This is a genomic window from Rhodococcus sp. YH3-3, from assembly GCF_001653035.1.
Taxonomy (GTDB): domain Bacteria; phylum Actinomycetota; class Actinomycetes; order Mycobacteriales; family Mycobacteriaceae; genus Rhodococcus_F; species Rhodococcus_F qingshengii.
Map to the genome: position 1 here is coordinate 20,252 of NZ_BCWH01000003.1, position 20,922 is coordinate 41,173.

A 20,922-nucleotide genomic window follows, 5' to 3' on the forward strand; every position below is an offset into this window, starting at 1 on the left:
GGGTCCGGTTTCGGCGGGGAGCGGCCTTCTCTTCGGGGCCGTCCGAGTCGGTCGACTTCGGCGCGTCTGCTTTTTCCGTTGCTGCCTTGTCCGTTGCTGCCTTCTCCGGGGCGGCCTTGGCCTTGCGAACAGTGCCCTTGGCATCGGCCGGAATGGACAACTCTTCGTAGAGGTGCGGCGAGCTGGAGTAGGTCTCGACCGGGTCGGGGATTCCGAGGCTCAGTGCCTTGTCGATGAGCTGCCAGCGAGGGATGTCGTCCCAGTCGACCAGCGTGACGGCGATGCCGGTGCGTCCGGCGCGGCCGGTACGACCGATGCGATGGACGTAGGTCTTCTCGTCCTCGGGGCACTGGTAGTTGATGACGTGGGTGACGTCGTCGATGTCGATGCCGCGTGCGGCGACGTCGGTAGCGACCAACACGTCGACCTTGCCGTTGCGGAAGCCCTTCAGGGCCTTTTCACGGGCGATCTGGCCGAGGTCACCGTGGACGGCACCGACGGAGAAGCCGCGTTCCGCGAGATCGTCGGCCACCTTCTGGGCTGTGCGCTTGGTGCGGGTGAAGATCATCGTCGCGCCGCGGCCTTCGGCCTGCAGGACGCGGGCGACCATCTCGGCCTTGTCGAGCGCGTGTGCACGGTAGATGTGCTGGCTGGTGCGATCGTGCACCGCGGAGGATTCGGCCTCTTCGGCGCGGATGTGCGTCGGCTGCGTCAGGAAGGTGCGAGCCAGGGTGATGATCGGGCCGGGCATCGTCGCGGAGAAGAGCATCGTCTGACGCTTGTCGGGGACCATGCCCATGAGGCGTTCGATGTCGGGGAGGAATCCCAGGTCGAGCATTTCGTCGGCCTCGTCGAGGACGAGAACGCCAACCTTGCCCAGGATCAGGTGCGACTGGTTGGCGAGGTCGAGCAGGCGACCCGGGGTGCCGACGACAACGTCGACGCCCTTCTGGAGTGCCGAGATCTGCGCCTCGTACGGACGGCCGCCGTAGATGGGCAGAACCTGGAGACCGCGGTCGCCGACCCGGAGGTACTTGCTGGCGTTCTCGAGGTCGCGGGCGACCTGGATGCACAGCTCGCGGGTGGGAACGATGATCAGAGCGCGGGGCGTGCCGTCGAGAACAGCTGTGCCGTTCTCGGCGGTGACGATGCGATGCAGGAGCGGGACGCCGAAACCGAAGGTCTTGCCCATTCCGGTGCGGGCCTGACCGATGAGGTCGTCACCGGCGAGAGCCAACGGAAGGGTGAGTTCCTGGATGGCGAAGGTGCGCTCGATGCCGATCTCGTTCAGTGCGCGGACGATTTCGTCGCGGACACCGAGTTCGGCGAAGCTCGGGGGTACATGGGTGTCGTCGAGCTGGACGGAAACGGTGTTCTCGGTTGCTTCGTCTTCGTGGTCGACAGTGATCTTGCTCAGGGGACTAGCCTTTCCTCGTGGCGGTACGCACGCACAAGGTAAGGGGCCAGGCCGTAAGTCGGCCGATGTCGATGCCCTCTTTTTCTTCGGTCATGCCTACGCCTCAGCACTGAATTCCACTCGGACGAATTCGAACCGTCCGGAGATCTCGGCGAAGCGGGCGACAACCGTCGATGCAGGTGCGCGCACATTATCGGTGGGGTTCGTGTGAATACAGCCGTCCCGGCTAACCAAATGGCCCGGGGGAACTGGCGAACTCCCAAGACCATTGTAGCTGCACGTTGTCCGTCCCTCGCGATGACATGTCGAAGATCACCGAATCGGACATGCGGTCCTTGCCGGTCGCGTCGGCCGTCGAAGCACTACAGTTCGTAGTCATGGGCGCACACGATCTTGATGCTTCGACGGACGCTGGAACCGGAGGCCGAGTCGCTTCCGATCACCCTGGCGTGATCGATTTGTTTGCCGTTCTCGCGTATGGCGAGATTTCGGCGTTCTACCGCTTGGCGGAGGACGCACAAATGGCACCGGACCTGCGAGGCAAGGTGGCGTTCGCCAGCATGGCCGCCGCCGAGATGGACCACTTCGAGACTCTGGAAACGGCGTTGACGGAACGTGGCCACGAGATCTTCGCCGTCATGGACCCGTTCGTTCGAGCTCTCGACAACTACCACGCGTCGACGACACCGTCGACGTGGCTGGAATCGCTCGTGAAGGCGTACGTCGGCGACGGAATCGCTGCCGACTTCTATCGCGAGATCGGGCACTCCCTCCCGGCGGATGTCGCGGAAATCGTCGAGGACGTGCTGTCCCAGACGGGCCACTCGGAGTTCGTGGTGCTCGAGGTGAAGGCAGCAGTGGAGGCCAGTACTCGCGCAAAGGACCGGTTGATGCTGTGGGGACGCCGTCTTCTGGGCGAAGCAATCACGCAGGCACAGTTCGTGCTGGCGCAGCGTGAAGATCTCACCGATCTGGTGATCTCCGCCTCCGGCGACCTCAACGGAGTTGTCGCGTTGTTCGACGGCATGCAGGCAAAGCATGCCGAGCGGATGGCGATTCTCGGACTCGTCTAGGTGCCTGTTCGCTCTGGGCACAGCGTGCAGAGGAGCGTGGGCGGTCGTTGCTGCATTAGCCTTGCGTCGACAACGGATGTAATTCACGAACAGTTCGGAGGTTGACCGTGGAGGTCAAGATCGGTGTAATCGACAGCCCGCGTGAGCTCATCGTCAACAGCGAACAGACCCCTGACGAGGTCGAGACACTGGTCGCGGCTGTCCTCGGTGGCCGCGAGCCGGTTCTGGCTCTCGTCGACGACAAGGGCCGCAAGTTCCTGGTGCAGGCTTCTCGTGTGGCGTACGTGGAGATCGGTCCGTCCGATATCCGCAAGGTCGGATTCGCGCCTACCGTCTGACGCGTAGCTGTAACAGCAGAATGGGCGGGCAGTCGTGAGACTGCCCGCCCATTCTCGTTCGGGTTCCGGTTACTTCGTTTCGGCTTGCAGCGGCACGTGTGAGAGACCGCCCCACGCGAGGGTCACGGTGATTTCCACGGCTTCTTCCTTCGGGATCGGCCGCGCGGCCTCGAGCCAATACCGCGCAGTGAACTGGCTGGCACCGACAAGACCGACCGCAAGGATGCGCGCGCGGTAGGGATCGAGTCCGGAATCCTGACTCACCAGGTCGAACACGGCGTCGACGCAGGCTTCGGTGGCTTGTTCGACGCGTGTCTGGACCTGAGGTTCGCCCATGATGTCGGACTCGAACACCAGGCGGAAGCCCTGGGAGTCGTTGTCGACGAAGTCGAAGAACGCCTGGACCGCGGCGCGGACACGCTGTTTGTTGTCCGTCGTCGATCGCAGGGCCTGGCGTACACCCGAGATGAGGCTGTCGACGTAACTCTGCAGGACTGCGACGTACAGTTCGAGTTTGCCTGGGAAATGTTGGTACAGAACTGGCTTGCTGACACCGGCACATTCGGCGATCTCGTCCATGCCGGCCGAGTGGTACCCGTTCGCAACGAATACCTCACTTGCAGCTGCGAGGAGCTGGAGGCGGCGCGCATCGCGCGGGAGGCGGGTGCTGCGACGTGTTCCGGCAGGCTTGCCAGCCGTTGTACCGCGATCGGAGTCAGTCCGATCCGCGAGTTCTGTCATGTCGCTTCCAATCTGAGCAAAAGTAATTCGGTCGGCGCGCGGATCCGCGAGTCGCGTGTGCGTACCCGCCAGTATCCTCCGTCACACCGGTCGTAGCCGAATGAACGATACCGTGTGTCGCCCGGGCGAGTCGCGCGTGCCTCGGTGAGCGAGACCAGCGGTCTTTCTCGTTACAGGACGGGCTGCCATGACACGCCAGGACCAGCAAGTTTCGGTCAGCCCGGGCGAGCGACTTGCCGTGTGTGAGATTCTGGACGACGTGACTGACCCAGGGGGACCGCGCATGCGTGGACGAACTACGCAGAACCCTGAACGTGAGGAACGTCGAATGCGTAGCGGAACTGGAGCGCCTCGCGACGAACGTCGGCCGGAGGTGCCGGATGATCGTGCCTACGGCGAACGCGACTATCGCGGCATTTCCTCCCATCAGCCTTTGCGCGCCCAATGGGATCCGACCAAACGAGAAGTGGGCCGAACCCCGCGTAATCCGCGACCGGACCGGGCAGCGCGAAAGCAGAGCAAGCTCGGGCGCTTCGTCTCGACCTACGGTTGGCGGGCCTACGCGATTCCGGTTCTCGTGGTGCTCACCATTCTTGTGATCGTCGATGCGGTGCGGCCGGACGCCACAGACTCCGCGAGCAAGACGTCGGCCACCGCCGACCTCGCGCACAGCACCGACGGAACCGATGTCATCGGTGCCCCACCGGCCGGAGACGGAACTTTTGCCTCGTCGATACCGTCCGGTGCCCTTCCCGACGGTGGTCCGTTCACCGTCGCGGGGGGTGGAACGTGGCACGTCGTACCAGGTACGACGGGCAAGGTCGGACAGGGAACCGAACGCGAGTTCACGTACACGGTCGAGATCGAGGACGGCGTCGACACGACCGGCTTCGGCGGAGACGAATCGTACGGACGCATGGTCGACCAGACACTGGCCAATCCGAAGAGTTGGACCAACGATCCCAAGGTCGCGTTCCGGCGCGTCGACGCCGGCGAGCCGGACTTCCGGATCTCCTTGACCTCACAGATGACGATCCGCGAAGGCTGTGGATACGAAATCGAACTCGAAGGATCCTGCTACAACCCGAGCATGGACCGAGTCCTGCTCAACGAACCGCGATGGGTGCGAGGCGCCATTTCGTTCCAGGGCGACATCGGCTCGTATCGGCAGTATCAGATCAATCACGAGGTCGGCCATGCCATCGGATACGCCGCTCATCAGCCGTGCGAGACCGAAGGCGGACTCGCACCGATCATGATGCAGCAGACCTTCGGAACCGCGAACAACGACATCGCTAGGCTTGATCCCGAGGGCGTCGTTCCGATGAACGGACTCACGTGCCGCTTCAATCCGTGGCCGTACCCCCGAGCGTGACCGGATCTAGAATCCCTGATCTCGTCTTGAACTAGGAGTGTTTCGCGGTGTCTGCAACACCCGTCGTATTGCCACCACTGGTGGAGCCGGCAGCCGAGTTGAGCCGGGAGGAAGTTGCCCGATACAGCCGGCACCTGATCATCCCGAACGTAGGCATGACCGGTCAGAAGCGGCTCAAGAATGCACGAGTCCTGTTCATCGGCGCCGGTGGATTGGGTTCACCGGCACTGCTCTACCTCGCGGCCGCAGGAGTGGGCACCATCGGGATCGTCGAGTTCGACGAGGTCGACATGTCGAACCTGCAGCGTCAGGTGATTCACGGACGCTCCGACGTCGGACGCCCGAAGGCGCTCAGCGCGAAGGAGTCGATTCTCGAAATCAACGAGCACGTCGACGTCCGGTTGCACGAGTTCCGCCTGGACAACTCCAACGCGGTCGAACTGTTCTCCGAGTACGACCTGATCCTGGACGGTACGGACAACTTCGCGACGCGGTACCTCGTCAACGATGCTGCCGTCATCGCGGGAAAGCCGTACGTGTGGGGCTCGATCTACCGCTTCGAAGGGCAGGTCTCGGTCTTCTGGGAAGACGCCCCGGACGGCGCGGGACTGAACTATCGCGATCTTTACCCGGAGGCGCCGCCGCCAGGCATGGTCCCCTCGTGCGCCGAGGGTGGTGTGCTCGGAGTCCTGCCTGCGACCGTCGGTTCGATCATGGCGACCGAGGCGGTCAAGCTCATCACGGGGATCGGCGAACCGCTTCTCGGACGCCTGATGATCTACGACGCACTTGCGATGACGTTCCGGACGATCCGCCTTCAGCGTGATCCGACCCGCGTGCCGGTCACCGCCTTGATCGACTACGACGCGTTCTGCGGTGTCGTGTCCGAAGAGGCGAGTGCCGCTGCTGTCGGTTCGACGATCACGGCGCCCGAACTGGAGGCCATGATCGGCGAGGGACGGTCGATCGAGCTGGTCGACGTACGAGAACCGGTTGAATGGGAGATCATGCATCTGCCGGGGGCCGTGCTGATCCCGAAGGACCGCATCCTGTCCGGTGAAGCTCTGGCGACGTTGCCGCAGAACAAGCAGATAGTGCTGTACTGCAAAACCGGCATTCGTTCCGCCGAGGCATTGGCATTTCTCAAGAACGCCGGTTTCTCCGACGCGGTCCACGTTCAAGGCGGCGCGATCGCCTGGGCGAACCAGGTGGATGCGAGTCTGCCGGTCTACTAGGCGCGCCTCGCGGGAGGCGGCGCCGCGCACCGGTAGCGTTGGGGTGTGAGCACAGGCCAACCTCCCCAGCACGTGTGCTCCACCTTCGGCCTCCGTGAAGTCGATCCCATCCCACTCGGTGCGGATTGGGACGGCGGGTGGCTGTGTGGAGACGTCGTCCTTTCAGCAGTCGCGGATCATGCCCGCGCAGCGTGGTCGGCGAAGGTGCGAGAGAACCTCGAAGTCGACGGCGTTCGGCTGGCTCGACCGGTGCGTTCGACCGACGGTCGTTACGTCGTCTCGGGCTGGCGTGCCGACACCTTCATCGTCGGATCGCCGGAACCACGTCACGACGAAGTGGTCTCGATGTCCTGCCGACTGCATGCGGCGACGGCCTCGCTCGAGCGCCCGCGCTTCCTTGCGCAACCGCCCGTGCCGCCGTGGGCCGAGGTCGACGTATTCGTCGCCGCTGATCGCGCGGCCTGGGAAACGGTTCCGCTGAGGATCGCGAAGGGCGTCGAGCAACTCGAGACGCCCACTCCTGACGGTCGCAAGAGTCTGGAACTGATCGCCGGGCTCGCTACTTTGCGTAAGCCGGTGCGGAGCCCGGACCAGCTCGTGCACGGCGATCTGTTCGGGACAGTGCTGTTCTCGGGCAGTATGGCGCCCGGAATCACCGACATCACGCCGTATTGGCGGCCGGCTGCGTGGGCCGCCGCCGTCGCTGTGGTCGACGCGATCTCGTGGGGCGGTGCCGACGAGGCACTGGTCGGCCGGTGGGAAGATCTCCCCGAGTGGCCGCAGATGCTTCTACGTGCGGTGATGTTCCGCTTGGCGGTTCATGTTCTGCATCCTCGCTCGACGGCGGACGCGTTCCCGGGGTTGGCCCGTACGTCCGACATCGTGCGCTTGCTGCTCTAGATCGGGGCGCCGGTACCGAAGTCCGAGACCAGGCCCTCGAACAGCTCGCGTGCGGCGTTCGAGGCGGCCACGGTGTTCCCGTCGACGACAGCGTTGACGAGGTTCGCGTGCTGCGAGTGGAATCCTTCGCCGGTTGCATCGATGTGCTGTTGGATCGTGGTCTCGATGACCGGGAGCAGGGAGTCGTAGAACTCCAGGTAGACCTCGTTGTGGCTGGCCGCGACGATTGCTCGGTGCAGGGCGACGTCTGCGGTGGTGGCAGCGTCGACGTCCTGACCCTCCCATGACGCGGTGCGAAGCTCGAGTAGCCGCGTCAGTTCGGCGATGTCGTCTTCGGTTCGCCGTGCGGCGGCGAGGGTGGCTGCAGTGATGTCGAGTGCGCGCCGAAGTTCGAGTACATCCCGCTGGTGGGCACCGGCAAAGTAGTTGCCGAGAGTGCCACCGAGGTCGGAGACAGCAACGACGTAGGTGCCCGATCCCTGACGACGTTCCAGCATTCCGGCGTGTACGAGCGCCTGGACTGCCTCGCGCACGGTATTGCGACCGGTCCCGGTCAGCTCCGACAGTTCCGGTTCGGTGGGGATTTTGGAACCGATCGGCCAGGTTCCGCTCCGGATCTCGTTGCGGAGTTGTTCGGTGACCTGCGAGATGAGACTTGCGCGTCGGACGGGTTGCACGTGGTTGTTTCCTCGGGTCCGGGTAAGTGGTGTGAATGTGACGTTAGATTACCGCGCTTGTGCGAGTTCGTCCGGTCATCCTATGATTTCCCGGTGACTGCTCAACTGGAGAGAACCGAAACCCGCTCGTTGGTACAAGGCCGTGTGCTCGTCTTCGCTGCGATTGCGATGTCTGCGCTCGTACTTCGACTTGCGGTGACCTCGTTCTCGCCCTTGGCGGCCGAGATTCGCGACGAGATCGGCTTCTCCGCCTCGATCGTCGGTGTCTTCGGCATGGTTCCGACCGCCATGTTCGCCATCTTCGGTCTCGTCACTCCCGCCATCGCGAAACGTATCGGGCTCGAGCGGACGGCCCTCGTTGCGATGCTCATGGCCGGCGTCGGAATGCTGTTGCGCGCCATGATGTCTCAGACATGGTCGTTGCTGGCCCTCTCGGCTCTGGCACTGGCAGGCATGGGAATCGGCAATGTCGTGATCCCGCCGTTGGTCAAGCGGTACTTCTCGGATCGCCTCGCCACCATGAGTTCGGTCTACATCGTGGCCGTGCAGATCGGCACCATCGTTCCGGCGTTCGTCGCAGTCCCCGTTGCCGACGCCTTCGGGTGGCGGTTCTCGATCGGCTGGTGGTCCGCCTTCGGCTTCGCCGCAGCAGTGCCGTGGTTGATCACCCTCGCTCGCTCGCGCAAGGCTCGCGCGAACGAAGCCGGGTCCGTCGAGAATTCATCGGATTCGGTTGCGGCAGTGGCAGAACAGCCACGCGGTCAGGTCTGGCGTTCTCCCGTGGCCTGGGGGATGGCCGGCATGTTCGGCATGACCTCACTGATCACGTATTCGATGTTCACGTGGATTCCCTCGATCCTTCGTGACGCCGGAGCCAGTGACGCCTTCGGCGGAACGATGGTCGGAATGTTCTCGGTGATCGGGCTCGTCGCAGCTTTCGGTGCACCGACGCTGTGCGCCCGCATGGCCAATCCCTTCCCTGTCGTGATCGCGTGTGCCGTCTGCTACCTGGTCGGCATGGGCGGGCTGTACTTTGCCCCGATGGCGGCGCCGGTCGTGTGGGTTGTCGTCCTGGGCCTCGGTCCGAGCACGTTTCCGATGTCGCTCACACTGATCAACCTGCGTACTCGTTCACACATCGGTTCCTCGGCACTGTCCGGCTTCACCCAGGGCATCGGCTACTCCGTTGCCTGCCTCGGTCCGCTCCTGTTCGGCGTTTTTCACGACGTGTCCGGTGGATACGCTGCGCCGTTCGGCCTGCTCGTCGTCGCGGTGATCGTGGTGCTCCTGGGCGCCTACCAGGCATGCAAGCCTCGGATGCTCGAGGATTCCTGGCACGCACCTGCGAAAAACTAGCTCACACCCGGTCTTGTTACCGGGTGAGGATCAATTGACTTCGCGGTCATCGCACGCAGCACCGGCGCAATAACCGTTTTCTACCTTTGGGTCTCCAACATATTCAGGAGGCCCTGGTGAGTCATTACATCGAGCATTGGGATGCAGAGGACGTCGACGCCTGGGAATCCGGCGGCAAGGACATCGCGAAGCGGAACCTGATCTGGTCAGTGGTAGCCGAACACGTCGGCTTCTCGATCTGGTCGATCTGGTCCGTGATGGTGTTGTTCATGCCGACGGATATCTACGGCATCGACGCGGCCGGAAAGTTCTTCCTCGTCGCAGTGCCCACACTTGTCGGGTCAGTCCTCCGTATTCCCTACACGGTTGCCACCGCACGGTTCGGCGGTCGTAACTGGACCGTCATGAGTGCGCTGTTCCTCTTCGTACCAACACTTCTCACGCTCTACCTGATGATGAACCCGGGTGCGTCGTACACCACGTTCATGTTGGTAGCGGCCACTGCAGGTATCGGCGGCGGCAACTTCGCGTCGTCGATGACCAACATCAATGCCTTCTACCCGCAACGCCTCAAGGGGTGGGCGCTCGGTCTCAATGCCGGCGGCGGCAACATCGGTGTGCCGATGATTCAGCTGATCGGTCTGCTGGTGATCGCCACCGTCGGTAACCGCGCTCCGTGGATCGTCTGCGCCGTCTATCTCGTGTTCATTGCGGCCGCCGCCGTCGGTGCCGCGCTGTTCATGGACAACCTGGGCAACCAGAAGTCGGACCTGCGCTCCATGGCCAAGGCACTCAAGTTCTCCGAGTCGTGGGTGATCAGCTTCCTGTACATCGGTACGTTCGGTTCCTTCATCGGATTCAGCTTCGCCTTCGGTCAGGTTCTGCAGATCAACTTCCTCGCCGGCGGTGCCACTCCGGCCGCGGCGGCGCTGCATGCAGCACAGATCGCCTTCATCGGCCCTCTCCTCGGTTCGATCGCCCGGCCGCTCGGTGGCAAACTGGCCGACCGCATCGGCGGCGGCAAGATCACCATGTGGACGTTTGTCGCCATGGCATTCGCGGCATCGATACTCGTGACGGCCGGAACGATGGACGACAACACCGCCGGCGTCGCCAGCGCCGGGATCATGGTGACTTTCGTTCTCGGCTTCATCGCCCTGTTCCTGCTCTCGGGCATCGGAAACGGATCCGTCTACAAGATGATCCCGGCGATCTTCGAGGCGAAGGCTCAGAGCTTCGATCACATGGATCGAAGCGAGAAGGCAACGTGGTCGCGCAGTATCTCCGGTGCTCTCATCGGATTTGCCGGTGCGGTAGGCGGTTTGGGCGGCGTCGGCATCAACCTGGTGCTGCGCGCGTCGTACAGCAGCCCCGCGAAGTCGGCGACCATGGCCTTCTGGGTGTTCCTGGCCTTCTACATCGCCTGCATCGCAGTCACCTGGTTCGTCTTCCTGCGCAAGCCGTCGACGCTGACCACAGACGTCGACGAGGCGAAGGTCGCAGTCACGGCGTGAGCGGTCCGCAGAATCTCAGAACTATCTCGTACCTCAGGAAGTAGGCGTCATGAGCAAGTCGGTTGTTGTCATCGGACACGGAATGGTCGGACACCGATTCGTCGAGGCACTGCGTTCGCGCGACGAAGCGAACAACTGGTCGGTGACCGTACTCTGCGACGAGCAGTACGCAGCGTACGACCGAGTCGGGCTGTCCTCGTACGTCGGAGCGTGGGACCCCAAGGAATTGGCACTGGCCGGCAACGATTACGTCGGTGACGGCCTGGTCGATCTCCGAGTGGGGGAAGGCGCGCTCTCGATCGACAAAGATGCACGCACGGTCACGACGACAACCGGCGAGACGATCTCCTACGACGCTCTGGTGATGGCGACCGGTTCGTATCCGTTCGTGCCTCCCGTGCCGGGGCACGACGGCGACGGATGTTTTGTCTACCGCACCCTCGACGACCTCGACGGTATCCGGGCCGCCGCCGAGGAGGCTGGCCCTGGCGCTGTCGGCGTCGTGGTGGGCGGCGGTCTTCTCGGACTCGAGGCCGCAAATGCTCTCTCGCTCATGGGGATGACGGCACACGTCGTCGAGCACAATGCGCGATTGATGCCGATGCAGGTCGACGAGGGTGGCGGCGCACTGCTCGCTCGCCTCGTCACCGAACTCGGGCTCACTGTCCACACCGGTGTCGGGACGGCGGGAATTTCGCAGGCCGACAACGGAATCGTGGTCGAACTCTCCGACGGCTCCACCATCGACGCCGCGCTGCTCGTCTTCTCCGCCGGAGTACGTCCGCGTGATCAGCTGGCCCGCGACGCCGGGATCGCAGTGGGGGAGCGCGGTGGCATTCTGACCGACCTCGGCTGCGTGACGTCGGACGAGAACATCTATGCCGTCGGCGAATGTGCTGCGGTGGAAGGCCGTTGCTACGGTCTGGTCGCTCCCGGTTACACGACGGCCGAGATCGTGGCCGATCGTCTGCTCGGCGGCGCCGCGGATTTCCCGGGCGCGGACATGTCCACCAAGCTCAAGCTCATGGGCGTCGACGTCGCCAGTTTCGGTGACGCGATGGCGACCTCGCCGGGCGCCCTCGAAGTCGTCCTCAGCGACGCGTCCAAGGGGACGTACGCAAAGCTCGTGGTCTCCGACGACGCGAAGATCCTGCTCGGCGGCATTCTTGTCGGTGACGCATCGGCCTACGCGTCGCTGCGCCCGCTGGTCGGTCGCGAACTACCCGGTGACCCGGCGACATTGATCTCGCCTGCGGGGGAGAAGCCGGGTGCAGGCTCGCTGCCCGACGACGCCGAGGTGTGCTCGTGCAACGCCGTGACGAAGGGAGCCATCTGCGGTGCAATCGCAGCCGGCGCATGCGACATCGCTTCGGTGAAGGCGTGCACCAGCGCCGGAACCACCTGTGGCGGTTGCCTTCCCACCGTGAAGCAGCTGCTGGCCGATTCCGGCGTCGTGATGTCGAAGGCACTGTGCGAACATTTCGCGCAGTCGCGGGCCGAGTTGTTCCAGATCGTCCAGTCGACGCAGACCAGAACTTTCTCGGCGCTGATCGCCAAGTACGGCAAGGGCGCCGGTTGCGACATCTGCAAGCCCGTAGTCGCTTCGATTCTGGCCTCGACGGACTCCGATCACATCCTGCACCGCCAGCAGGCGTCGTTGCAGGACACCAACGATCACTTCCTCGCGAACATCCAGAAGAACGGTACGTACTCCGTGGTACCTCGGATGCCGGGCGGCGAGGTCACGGGTGAGCAACTCATCGTCATCGGAGAAGTCGCGCGGGACTTCGGCTTGTACACGAAGGTGACCGGCGGTCAGCGCATCGACTTGTTCGGTGCCCGCGTCGAACAGTTGCCCGCGATCTGGAAGCGCCTCGTCGACGCCGGGATGGAATCGGGTCAGGCGTACGGCAAGTCCCTCCGGACGGTCAAGAGTTGCGTCGGTTCGAGTTGGTGCCGCTACGGTGTCCAGGATTCGGTGGGTATGGCCGTCGACCTCGAGAATCGCTACCGCGGTCTGCGTTCGCCGCACAAGATCAAGTTCGGCGTCTCGGGTTGCGCCCGTGAATGTGCCGAAGCGCGAGGCAAGGACGTCGGCGTCATCGCGACGGAGAACGGTTGGAATCTGTATGTGGGCGGTAACGGCGGACAGTCGCCCAAACACGCTCAGTTGCTTGCCGGAGGCCTCGACGACGCGACCTTGGTCAAGTACATCGACCGCTACCTCATGTTCTACATCCGTACTGCCGATCGCCTCCAGCGCACGGCGCCGTGGGTCGAATCACTCGAAGGCGGACTTGATCACCTCAAGGCCGTGATTTGTGAAGACAGCCTGGGTATCGGCGAGGAACTCGAGGCACTGATGGCCAAGCACGTCGAGGGTTACCAGGACGAATGGGCCGGTGTGCTGGGTGATCCGGAGAAATTGTCGAGGTTCGTCTCGTTCGTCAACGCACCGGAAGAAGCCGACCCGACGGTTGTGTTCGACGAGACCGGAGTGCGCAAGGTTCCGGTCCTGATGGGCATGCCGAGCATCCCCACGCGCCGGTAATAGTCGCGTAACCCGTGGGAAACACGGGATCCGTAGAAACGTAGACAAGAACCCGCGCGACGTTGTCGCCGGATCGACAGGAGGACTTCGATGAGTGTCATCGATGCGCAGATCGCCAAGCTGGATTCGGATCGACTCGAATGGACGTCGGCCTGCCCGCTGAGCCATCTGATCCCTGGGCGCGGAGTTGCCGTGCTTCTTCGCGGCGGCGAGCAGGTGGCACTGTTCCTACTCGAGGACGGCACACTCCGGGCTGTCAGCAACTTCGATCCGTACGGCCGCGCCGCGGTGATGTCTCGCGGACTCGTCGGCGACCGGGACGGTGAACCGATCGTGGTCTCGCCACTGCTCAAGCAGGCGTTCTCGCTGGTCGACGGCCGGGCGCTGGACGACTTGTCGGTTGCGCTGCCGGTGTACGGCGTTCGCGTGTGGGCTGGAGTCGTTCAGGTACACAGCTTGCAGATGCAGGGCGTTCGCTCGACTGTCTCCGATGCAGTCTCGTGAGTGACGACATGCCGTTGGCTGGATTCACGGTAGGTATCACTGCTTCGCGCCGCGCCGAGGAGTTCGCGACCTTGCTGACTCGTCGGGGAGCGGATGTCGTTCACGCTCCGGCGATTCGAATCATTCCGTTGGCCGACGACCGTGAGCTCGAAAGGGTGACACAGCAGATCATCTCGGATCCTCCCGAGGTGGTTGTCGCCACCACCGGGATCGGATTCCGGGGTTGGCTGGAAGCCGCCGACGGATGGGGCGAAGCCGAAAGTCTCGGTTCTGCGCTCGGTTCGGCTCGTCTACTCGCGCGAGGACCGAAGGCCAAGGGAGCAATCCGCGCGGCCGACCTTCGTGAGGAATGGTCACCGGCATCCGAGTCTTCCGCCGAGGTGCTCGAACATCTTCTGGCAGAAGGTGTCTCGGGAAAGCGGATCGCTGTACAACTGCATGGTGCGACCACCGAGTGGGAGCCGATTCCCGACTTCTGTCAGGTGTTGCGCGAGGCCGGCGCCGAGGTCATCGCGGTGCCCGTCTATCGATGGGAACCGCCGGAGGATCCGACGCTGCTCGACCGGATGATCGACGCCATAGCGTCAGCCGGAATCGACGCCGTCAGTTTCACCAGTGCACCGGCCGTAGCCTCGATGTTGATGCGCGCCGACAAGACCGGGGATCTCGGAGACATTCTCGACGCGATGCGGGGTCCGGTGGCGGCCATGTGCGTCGGCCCGGTCACCTCGGCGCCGCTCGAAGCCTTGAATGTACCGACCACAGCCCCGGCGCGGGCACGTCTGGGCGCGCTCGCGAGACACATCGTCGACGAACTCCCGCAGCGAGCCAACAAGATTCAAGCCGGCGAACACGAAATCAGCATTCGCGGCGGTTGCGTAGTCGTGGACGGTGATGTGAAGCAATTGCCGCCGGCTGCGATGTCGTTGATCCGCACTCTCGGTGCGAGTCCCGGTCGAGTCGTCTCCCGCGACGAACTTCTGGCTTCTCTTCCCGGCGGCGGCGGCGACACCCACGCCGTCGAGACCGCCGTCGCCCGATTGCGCGCGTGCCTCGGTGCGCCCAAAGCCGTTCAGACGGTGGTCAAGCGGGGCTATCGACTTGCCCTCGACCCCGGCGACTACGTACAGAATCCCGGTGACTATGCAACGCGATGACGATGTACTCGTACTGGTAGCTCACGGCACGCGTAGTGCACGTGGCGTGGAAATGGTTGCCGCCCTGGCCGAAGCCGTCGGCACGCGCGTCGGACGCACGCGCGTTGCCTTTGTCGATGTGCTCGGTCCGTCACCTTCGGAAGTCCTCCGGGACACTCCGGGGCGAGCGATTCTCGTACCGGCGTTCCTGGCGTCCGGCTACCACGTTCACACCGATGTTCGACGCGAAGTGACGCTCAGTGAGCACTCGGCTGTGAGTGTGACGCCCGCACTCGGACCCGATCCGGCGCTTGCGCGCGTGCTGCTCCGACGCTTGACCGAGGCGGGGTGGAATCCGGGTGACGCGATAGTGCTTGCTGCCGCCGGGTCCTCCGATGCGCGGGCGCTGCGAGACGTCGAGCGTGCTGCGCTGATGCTTGCCGAAGCGGCGGGGACTCGTGTCGACATCGGGTACATCGCGACCGGGGAGCCGAAGGTAGCCGATGTTGTTGCAGCAGCACGCGTTCGCGGCGCGAAGCGAGTTTTTGTCGCCTCGTACCTCCTCGCGCACGGGCTGTTCCACGAAAGGTTGCACGCTGCAGGAGCCGATGGTGTGACCGAACCGCTCGGCGTCGATCCGGGAGTGGTGGACCTTGTCGTGAATCGGTATGAGAGTGCGCGAAGGGAACTAGTATCGCTGCATGACGTCTCACTCCGTAACGCCGACGTATGCCGACCTGGTCGCAGCAGTTCGTGAATCCGACGTCAAGGCACAGGCTCTCATCGGTGCACTGACCGAAGAGCAGGCGCGGGAGCCCTCCGGGCTCCCCGGGTGGAGTCGGGGACACGTCGTGACGCACATGTCGCGCAACGCCGACGCGCTGGGCAGATTTGTTGCCGGCGTGCAGGGCGGCGAATCGGGGGAGATGTATCCAGGGGGGCCGGATGCGCGCAATGCTGCAATCGAAGAGGGCGCAGATCGCCCGGCTGAATTGTTGGCCCTCGACTACCGCTTCTCGGGAACGAGGCTGGTCGACGCGTTGTGCGAGATCCCGACAGATCGACTGGACACACCGGTGCCGTGGCGCAAACCTGTGACGGCATTCGATCTACCGATCCTGCGCTGGAACGAGATCGAAATTCACCTGATGGACCTCGACATCGGTTACACCTGCCACGACTGGCCTGCCGAGTTCGTGGAATTCACTCTCGCCAGTCAGTTGGGCGCACTCGAGACGGCGGTCCCGGGTGTACGAGTGCCGTCGCTGTCCGACGCGGAGACCTTGGCCTGGTTGGTCGGGAGGCCGACGAGGGTGGGGCTGCCGACTCTCCCTGCCTGGCCGTTCTGAGATGCAGCCGTTCTGAGATGCAGCCGTTCTGAGATACAGCCGTTCTGAGAGTTAGAACAGGGTGGGGGCGCTCACGTCGTTGCGTGCTTGGGCCAATCGCGCACTCCACCTTTTCACCAACCACATCTCGACGATCTCGGGTTGGGTGCCGGCGGCATAGGCCCAGCTGTCGAGAAGTTCGCAGTACCGGCGGTAGCGACGCGTCGTGAAGCCGGTGACGGAAGGATCCTCGAGCCAGCCCTCGTGGATGAGCGTCGAGACTCCGTACTGGTCGATCATCTGAGCGCGTCGGCCTTCGTCCTGTACGCCCACTGCCCACATGAAAGCGGCCATCAGCGATACCCCGACACCGGGGGTGAGTGGCCACCCGGACCAGGTGTCGCGCCGGACGACGGGCATCGACTTGTTTTTCGAGCAGTGATCGAGAATGGCTGTGATCTGGGTCAGCGGATCCTCGTCCTCGCGGTGATGGGGATTGAAGACGTTGGGGAACCGCCGTGTGAACCGTCGGCTCTCGTGCGAGCCCTGCCAGGCCGCGCAGAGAAACAGTAGTCCGAGGCCGTCGTGCTGGGCGACAACGAGATCGCTCGACGGGCGAAGGTCGTTGCGTTGAACGATGGCTCGGCCTTCGGTGATCACTTTGCCGTCGAGATCACGCCCGCGCAGGCTGATGGTGTGGCCGGCGTCCTTCAGGTGGGCGTTCCACCAATCCAGGTCGACGGTGGCTTCGTCGTCGAGGACGTGCAGTGGAAAGGTGCGGGAGCGGCACCACTCGACCAATGCGTCCGGCGGTTCGAATCCTTCGTCGACACGATTCATGGCGCGATGATCCCACGAGTCGCCGACAGTAATTCGTGCGACGCGCAGTCCACCGGGATGGAACCGGACACTCGCGGTACGCTCCGCTCATGAAATTCGCGTCCTCGCAGGTGCGGTCGGCGCTGTGGACGGTAGCCATCGCTTTGGCGGCCACGAGTCTGAGCGGATGTATCGGTGCCGTCGATCGGATGGATTTCGACAATCAGATGCGCGAACGTGGCGGTGGGATGACGTCGGAGTTGGTGCGAGGCGGGTTCGACAGCCTCGCACATAGATACGGCGTCGACGCGGTATCGGTGACCAGCATCGACATCAGCCCGATCGAGACGCTCGGAGTCACCGTTCGAGACCCCGGGAAGCCGACCCAGCTCGACAGATTCTCTTTCGACGGAGTCATTCTCGGCGAGCCGAGCCCCGTGCAAGTCAGTGTCACCGACGATCTCGATGCACGATCGTTCACGCTGGATCAAGTGCCGGCATTGACGAACCTCGAGAAGTTGGTCGACGACGCGCTGGAGAACAGCGGTGTCGACGACGGCGAAGTCACCGGGATCTCGGTCAGTCGCACCGAGGCGATTCGCGCATCCGTGATGGTGGAATCTCCACGCTCGCGGGCGCTGGTGGTCTTCGAGCCTGACGGAACTCCCTTCCTGGTGCACCCGCTGTGAGCCGCCGTATCGCTCCGTTGCTGATCTCCGTAGTGGTGATCGTGGTCGTGGGAATCTTTGCTGCACTACTGTCTTCGGTGATCTGGCCAGGACAGGTCGCTCATTTGGCGCCGATTTTCTGTGAAGCTCCCACATCGAGCGCGATGGTCGTCTCGGATACCTTTTCCGACGGCGACGGTACGTCCACCAATTTCACGCTGTATTGCGTCGGACCGCGCGGTCAGACCGTTGATGCCGGGTGGCTGCTGCCGTTCTTGGTGCTGTGGGGCGTGTATTCGCTGGTGCTTGCGATAGTGGTCGGCGTGGTCGGGGTCAACCGGCGTAGGCGCCCAAACGACTGACCCGATCAGCGTGGGAGGACAACCACTTCGGCGACGGCATCGTCTTCCGCGTGTGGCGGAACGAGTGCAAACGCGGAGCGCCCGATCAACCCCGCCAGGTGTGCGGTACGTACAGACGGTTCGGCGCGCCAGCGACCGTCGGCGGATTGTGTGACCGGCAGTAGGCGTACCGCATCGGAAGTCACCGCAGCGGCGTTCTCGATGATGCCGAGCAGTCGCGGTGGTGTGTCGCTTCCCGTCAAGGCGGCCACGACGGTGGGCAGCATCGTCAACAGGGTGGTCACTGCGGCGTACGGGTTGCCGGGGAGGCCGAGAACCACCCGACCACTGGGCAGGACAGCCGTTATCTGAGATCCGCCCGGGCGCGAGGCGACTCGCCCGACAATCGTGCGAGCGCCGAGTCGATCGAGCGCACTGCGCATTTCGTCGGCAGCGCCGCCGCCCGTGGCACCAATGACAACAAGCAGGTCCTGTTCAGTCGCATCCGCCAGTACACGCTCGAAACTGTCGGCCGTGTCCCTCAGGTGCGAATCCGCCACGCACCGTACGCCGTTGCTTTCCAGTAGGTAGGGGAGAATCCCACCGACGGAGTCGCGGGTCTGACCTTCACGCAGTGGACCGGTCCGCCGGATCTCGTCGCCGGTGACTGTCACGCGTGCCCGTACCGGACCACGGACGAGGGCGTCGAACACCTCACCGCTGGCAGCTGCGGAGACCACCGCCGGAGTCACCGCGGTACCAGTCGGGGCGATCGTGAATCCGGTGGTCCAATCTTCCCCTCGTGGTCGAGCGTCGTTGCGGTGCGGCGCATCCGGCAGTCTCCGTACCATCCGAGATGGCTCGTCGACGGACAGATACTCGTCACGAATCACCGAGGTGGCGCCGAGGGGCAGGTGTGCTCCCGTGGCAATGCGAATCGCTTCGCCTTCACCGAGTTCGAGTTGCCCGTCGGCGCCCGCGATACGGATCTCGGTGCGGATTCGCCAGGGACCCTCGCCGGAGACGGCGTACCCGTCCATCGCCGAGACATCGGATCGAGGAAGATCACCCAGGGCGACGAGAGGCTGCGCGAGCGTTGCTCCGAGACTGTCGGTGAGGGCGGCCCGGTGTGGTGACAATGCTGTCAGTGAGTTCCTGACGGCGGCGCGGGCTTGCTCGATTGTCAGGCGCGGATGGTTTCGCGCGCGGTCGATGTCCGCCGGTGTGTCGCAGTCAGTGGTGCCAGTGACACGCAGCGTCGAGAACGGTTCGGTGACAATCGCTTTCATAGGTTGATTCTCCAACCCCGAACTCTCCCGCAATGTGGACAGGCGTTGCCGGAGCTCGCGAAATGTCCACGCGGAGAGCAGGAATTGGGTTCGGTTGTTCTCGTCCACGGCACACGTCACCGGACTGTCCGTCGACGTGGCAGCTATCAAAGCGTCGACTGATACGGCCTCGATGTGCGGCAGATCGGACGCCAGGACCACCACCACGGCGTCATCGGGTAACCGGGTCGCAGACAATCCGGCCCAGATCGCCTCGACAGGGCCGGCTCCGGCCGGAGTTTCCTGAGTTTGAGTGATGCCAGGATCAAGTTCAGGGCGATGTGGACCGACCACGACGACGGCGTCCAGATGCGCCGTCGCTGAAAGCGCGATGTCGAGGAGCCTGCGGCCGTGAACGAGCAGGCCGGGTTTGTCGACACCACCCATTCGGGTCCCGCGACCACCCGCCAGAATGAGGGCGGCGGTCGGCGGCGTGACGGTCATACCTCCATGCTGCCCCATCGCCCGCGTCACGACGACCGGTGACACGTGAATCAGAAGTGATACCGAGCTTTCTTCAGGTCGATCCGACCGTCCTTGATCGGCACGCCTTCGAGTTCGAGCTTGGCGATCTGACGATGAGCCAGGTGCGCCGACGGTTTGCCGGAGGCGCCGAGAACCCGATGCCACGGCAGGTCGGCAGAGTCCGTTCGCATGATCCAACCGACCGTGCGAGCACTGGAAAGTCCTGCAGCATCAGCGATATCGCCGTACGTCGCCACGAAACCGGCCGGAATCGACGCGATGAGGCGCCGTACCTCTTCGATCTGCTCTTCGGTGGTGGCTGCCATGTCGGTTCCTTCAGAGCATGCTGCGAACGAGGGCGGCGACTTCGTCGGCCCGCACGTGCGGGACCATGTGGTCACAGTCGAATTCGACACCGGTCAGATTTTCACCGAGGTGCTCGGTGAGCGCTGCCCGGAACTCGTCGGTGACGTACGGCGGTTGGACCTTCATCGCCTGAACCAGCACGGTTGGCATCGACGACGGAGGCAGCACGATCGGGCGAGCGAGTTCGCCCCACCCGGTCACGATCGCGGGTGTGGACAGGCGCCAGTTGACGCGTCCGTTGCCCAGTTCGATCAGGTGTTCAGCCATCTCGACGTCGAGGTCCTGGGTGGGAACCTCACCCCACGAGCCGTGAATCTTCTCGGAGTAGGCCTCTGCCGCATCGGTGTAATCCGGTGAGCCGATTGTGAGTTCGGCCACTTCCTGCATGAAAGTCGGATCCAACCCGATCGCCGGGTCGAGCAGGACGAGCCCACGAATGCGTTCCGGTGCGGTGGCCGCGAGGTGCAGCGCCAGCATTCCGCCGAAAGAATGCGCGACGATCACCACCGGTCCGGTGGCATGTTCGTCGAGCGTCTCCAGCAGGCTCGCCACGTGGGATTCGATGTTCCACGGAGGAGCCCAGGTGGAACGCCCGTGACCGCGTAGATCCGGCGAGATCCAGCGCGCTTCGGGCAGTTGGTTCTCGGCCATCGACTGCCAACGTCGGCCGTGACCGGTCAGACCGTGCAGCGAAAGGATCTCCGGTGCCCCGACGGGTCCGTAGAGATACGTATGGAGTGCAGACACGAGGTCAATCATGCCGGAAGCAGGCGATGTGTGAGTTGTCGGT

21 protein-coding genes are annotated in these 20,922 nt (G+C 63.8%); 14 read left to right on the plus strand and 7 right to left on the minus strand.

Features of this window, described 5'->3' with window-relative positions; translation table 11 throughout:
- On the minus strand, positions 1 to 1,417 hold a 1,417-nt coding region (locus YH3_RS25215), incomplete at its 3' end, for a DEAD/DEAH box helicase (RefSeq protein ID WP_238592732.1).
- A 377-nt stretch (positions 1,418 to 1,794) separates the two neighbouring features.
- On the opposite strand from YH3_RS25215, the gene YH3_RS25220 reads away from it, so the two are divergent.
- Together YH3_RS25220 and YH3_RS25225 are read left to right on the plus strand one after the other, a co-directional pair.
- The gene (locus YH3_RS25220; protein ID WP_029255047.1) at positions 1,795 to 2,490 is read left to right on the plus strand and encodes a ferritin-like fold-containing protein; all 696 of its coding nucleotides are present in this window, start codon (positions 1,795 to 1,797) and stop codon (positions 2,488 to 2,490) included.
- Positions 2,491 to 2,597: 107 nt separating this feature from the next.
- The gene (locus YH3_RS25225) at positions 2,598 to 2,828 is read left to right on the plus strand and encodes a DUF3107 domain-containing protein (protein ID WP_003942312.1); all 231 of its coding nucleotides are present in this window, start codon (positions 2,598 to 2,600) and stop codon (positions 2,826 to 2,828) included.
- Between the two features lie 69 nt (positions 2,829 to 2,897).
- On the opposite strand, the gene YH3_RS25230 is transcribed toward YH3_RS25225, so the two are convergent.
- A complete protein-coding gene (locus YH3_RS25230) occupies positions 2,898 to 3,569 on the minus strand; it encodes a TetR/AcrR family transcriptional regulator (RefSeq protein WP_003942309.1) in 672 nt (223 codons plus the stop codon).
- 328 nt (positions 3,570 to 3,897) lie between these two features.
- On the opposite strand from YH3_RS25230, the gene YH3_RS25235 reads away from it, so the two are divergent.
- Genes YH3_RS25235 through YH3_RS25245 form a run of 3 tightly spaced genes read left to right on the plus strand, consistent with a single transcriptional unit; the run spans position 3,898 to position 7,079 of the window.
- Entirely contained in the window at positions 3,898 to 4,944 is a 1,047-nt protein-coding gene (locus YH3_RS25235) for a DUF3152 domain-containing protein (RefSeq protein ID WP_007731223.1), read from the plus strand.
- Between the two features lie 47 nt (positions 4,945 to 4,991).
- Positions 4,992 to 6,179 (plus strand): adenylyltransferase/sulfurtransferase MoeZ, encoded by a 1,188-nt coding sequence (gene moeZ / locus YH3_RS25240; RefSeq protein ID WP_064444278.1) that lies wholly within the window; start codon positions 4,992 to 4,994, stop codon positions 6,177 to 6,179.
- Positions 6,180 to 6,224: 45 nt separating this feature from the next.
- Positions 6,225 to 7,079 (plus strand): TIGR02569 family protein, encoded by an 855-nt coding sequence (locus tag YH3_RS25245; protein WP_064444279.1) that lies wholly within the window; start codon positions 6,225 to 6,227, stop codon positions 7,077 to 7,079.
- Here YH3_RS25245 and YH3_RS25250 read toward each other — a convergent pair.
- Positions 7,076 to 7,756: a FadR/GntR family transcriptional regulator gene (locus YH3_RS25250; RefSeq protein ID WP_003942319.1), complete on the minus strand. Its 681-nt coding sequence runs from the start codon at positions 7,754 to 7,756 to the stop codon at positions 7,076 to 7,078. The two genes, YH3_RS25245 and YH3_RS25250, sit on opposite strands and share 4 nt — an antisense overlap.
- Positions 7,757 to 7,849: 93 nt before the next feature.
- On the opposite strand from YH3_RS25250, the gene YH3_RS25255 reads away from it, so the two are divergent.
- The 7 genes from YH3_RS25255 (at position 7,850) to YH3_RS25285 (ending at position 16,166) form a co-directional block, all read left to right on the plus strand.
- Positions 7,850 to 9,112 carry an MFS transporter gene (locus YH3_RS25255; RefSeq protein ID WP_064444280.1) on the plus strand — a complete coding sequence of 421 codons (1,263 nt, stop codon included), beginning with the start codon at positions 7,850 to 7,852 and terminating at the stop codon, positions 9,110 to 9,112.
- 113 nt (positions 9,113 to 9,225) lie between these two features.
- A complete protein-coding gene (locus tag YH3_RS25260) occupies positions 9,226 to 10,626 on the plus strand; it encodes a nitrate/nitrite transporter (RefSeq protein WP_085989607.1) in 1,401 nt (466 codons plus the stop codon).
- 49 nt (positions 10,627 to 10,675) lie between these two features.
- Positions 10,676 to 13,177 (plus strand): nitrite reductase large subunit NirB, encoded by a 2,502-nt coding sequence (gene nirB, locus YH3_RS25265; protein WP_064444281.1) that lies wholly within the window; start codon positions 10,676 to 10,678, stop codon positions 13,175 to 13,177.
- 90 nt (positions 13,178 to 13,267) lie between these two features.
- Entirely contained in the window at positions 13,268 to 13,681 is a 414-nt protein-coding gene (gene nirD / locus YH3_RS25270) for a nitrite reductase small subunit NirD (protein WP_007731236.1), read from the plus strand.
- Positions 13,678 to 14,838 (plus strand): uroporphyrinogen-III synthase, encoded by a 1,161-nt coding sequence (locus YH3_RS25275; protein ID WP_064444282.1) that lies wholly within the window; start codon positions 13,678 to 13,680, stop codon positions 14,836 to 14,838. The genes nirD and YH3_RS25275 overlap by 4 nt, the downstream gene beginning before the upstream one ends.
- The gene (locus YH3_RS25280) at positions 14,825 to 15,574 is read left to right on the plus strand and encodes a sirohydrochlorin chelatase (RefSeq protein ID WP_007731240.1); all 750 of its coding nucleotides are present in this window, start codon (positions 14,825 to 14,827) and stop codon (positions 15,572 to 15,574) included. The genes YH3_RS25275 and YH3_RS25280 overlap by 14 nt, the downstream gene beginning before the upstream one ends.
- On the plus strand, positions 15,519 to 16,166 hold the full coding sequence (locus YH3_RS25285; protein WP_007731241.1) for a maleylpyruvate isomerase family mycothiol-dependent enzyme: 648 nt from the start codon (positions 15,519 to 15,521) through the stop codon (positions 16,164 to 16,166). Before YH3_RS25280 ends, YH3_RS25285 begins: the two co-directional genes overlap by 56 nt.
- A gap of 51 nt (positions 16,167 to 16,217) precedes the next feature.
- Here the strand turns inward: YH3_RS25285 and YH3_RS25290 are convergent, their stop codons facing one another.
- On the minus strand, positions 16,218 to 16,985 hold the full coding sequence (locus tag YH3_RS25290) for a hypothetical protein (RefSeq protein ID WP_003942311.1): 768 nt from the start codon (positions 16,983 to 16,985) through the stop codon (positions 16,218 to 16,220).
- Between the two features lie 89 nt (positions 16,986 to 17,074).
- On the opposite strand from YH3_RS25290, the gene YH3_RS25295 reads away from it, so the two are divergent.
- Entirely contained in the window at positions 17,075 to 17,653 is a 579-nt protein-coding gene (locus YH3_RS25295; RefSeq protein WP_042922177.1) for a hypothetical protein, read from the plus strand.
- Positions 17,650 to 17,994 carry a hypothetical protein gene (locus YH3_RS25300; RefSeq protein WP_007731243.1) on the plus strand — a complete coding sequence of 115 codons (345 nt, stop codon included), beginning with the start codon at positions 17,650 to 17,652 and terminating at the stop codon, positions 17,992 to 17,994. The genes YH3_RS25295 and YH3_RS25300 overlap by 4 nt, the downstream gene beginning before the upstream one ends.
- Before the next feature lie 5 nt (positions 17,995 to 17,999).
- Here YH3_RS25300 and YH3_RS25305 read toward each other — a convergent pair whose 3' ends face one another.
- From YH3_RS25305 to YH3_RS25315, 3 genes are read right to left on the minus strand one after another with little or no spacing between them, the layout of a single operon-like run.
- A complete protein-coding gene (locus YH3_RS25305) occupies positions 18,000 to 19,745 on the minus strand; it encodes an NTP transferase domain-containing protein (RefSeq protein WP_064444642.1) in 1,746 nt (581 codons plus the stop codon).
- 50 nt (positions 19,746 to 19,795) lie between these two features.
- Entirely contained in the window at positions 19,796 to 20,092 is a 297-nt protein-coding gene (locus YH3_RS25310; RefSeq protein WP_003942322.1) for an MGMT family protein, read from the minus strand.
- Positions 20,093 to 20,102: 10 nt separating this feature from the next.
- The gene (locus YH3_RS25315; RefSeq protein ID WP_007731246.1) at positions 20,103 to 20,891 is read right to left on the minus strand and encodes an alpha/beta hydrolase; all 789 of its coding nucleotides are present in this window, start codon (positions 20,889 to 20,891) and stop codon (positions 20,103 to 20,105) included.
- Positions 20,892 to 20,922: the final 31 nt, after the last annotated feature.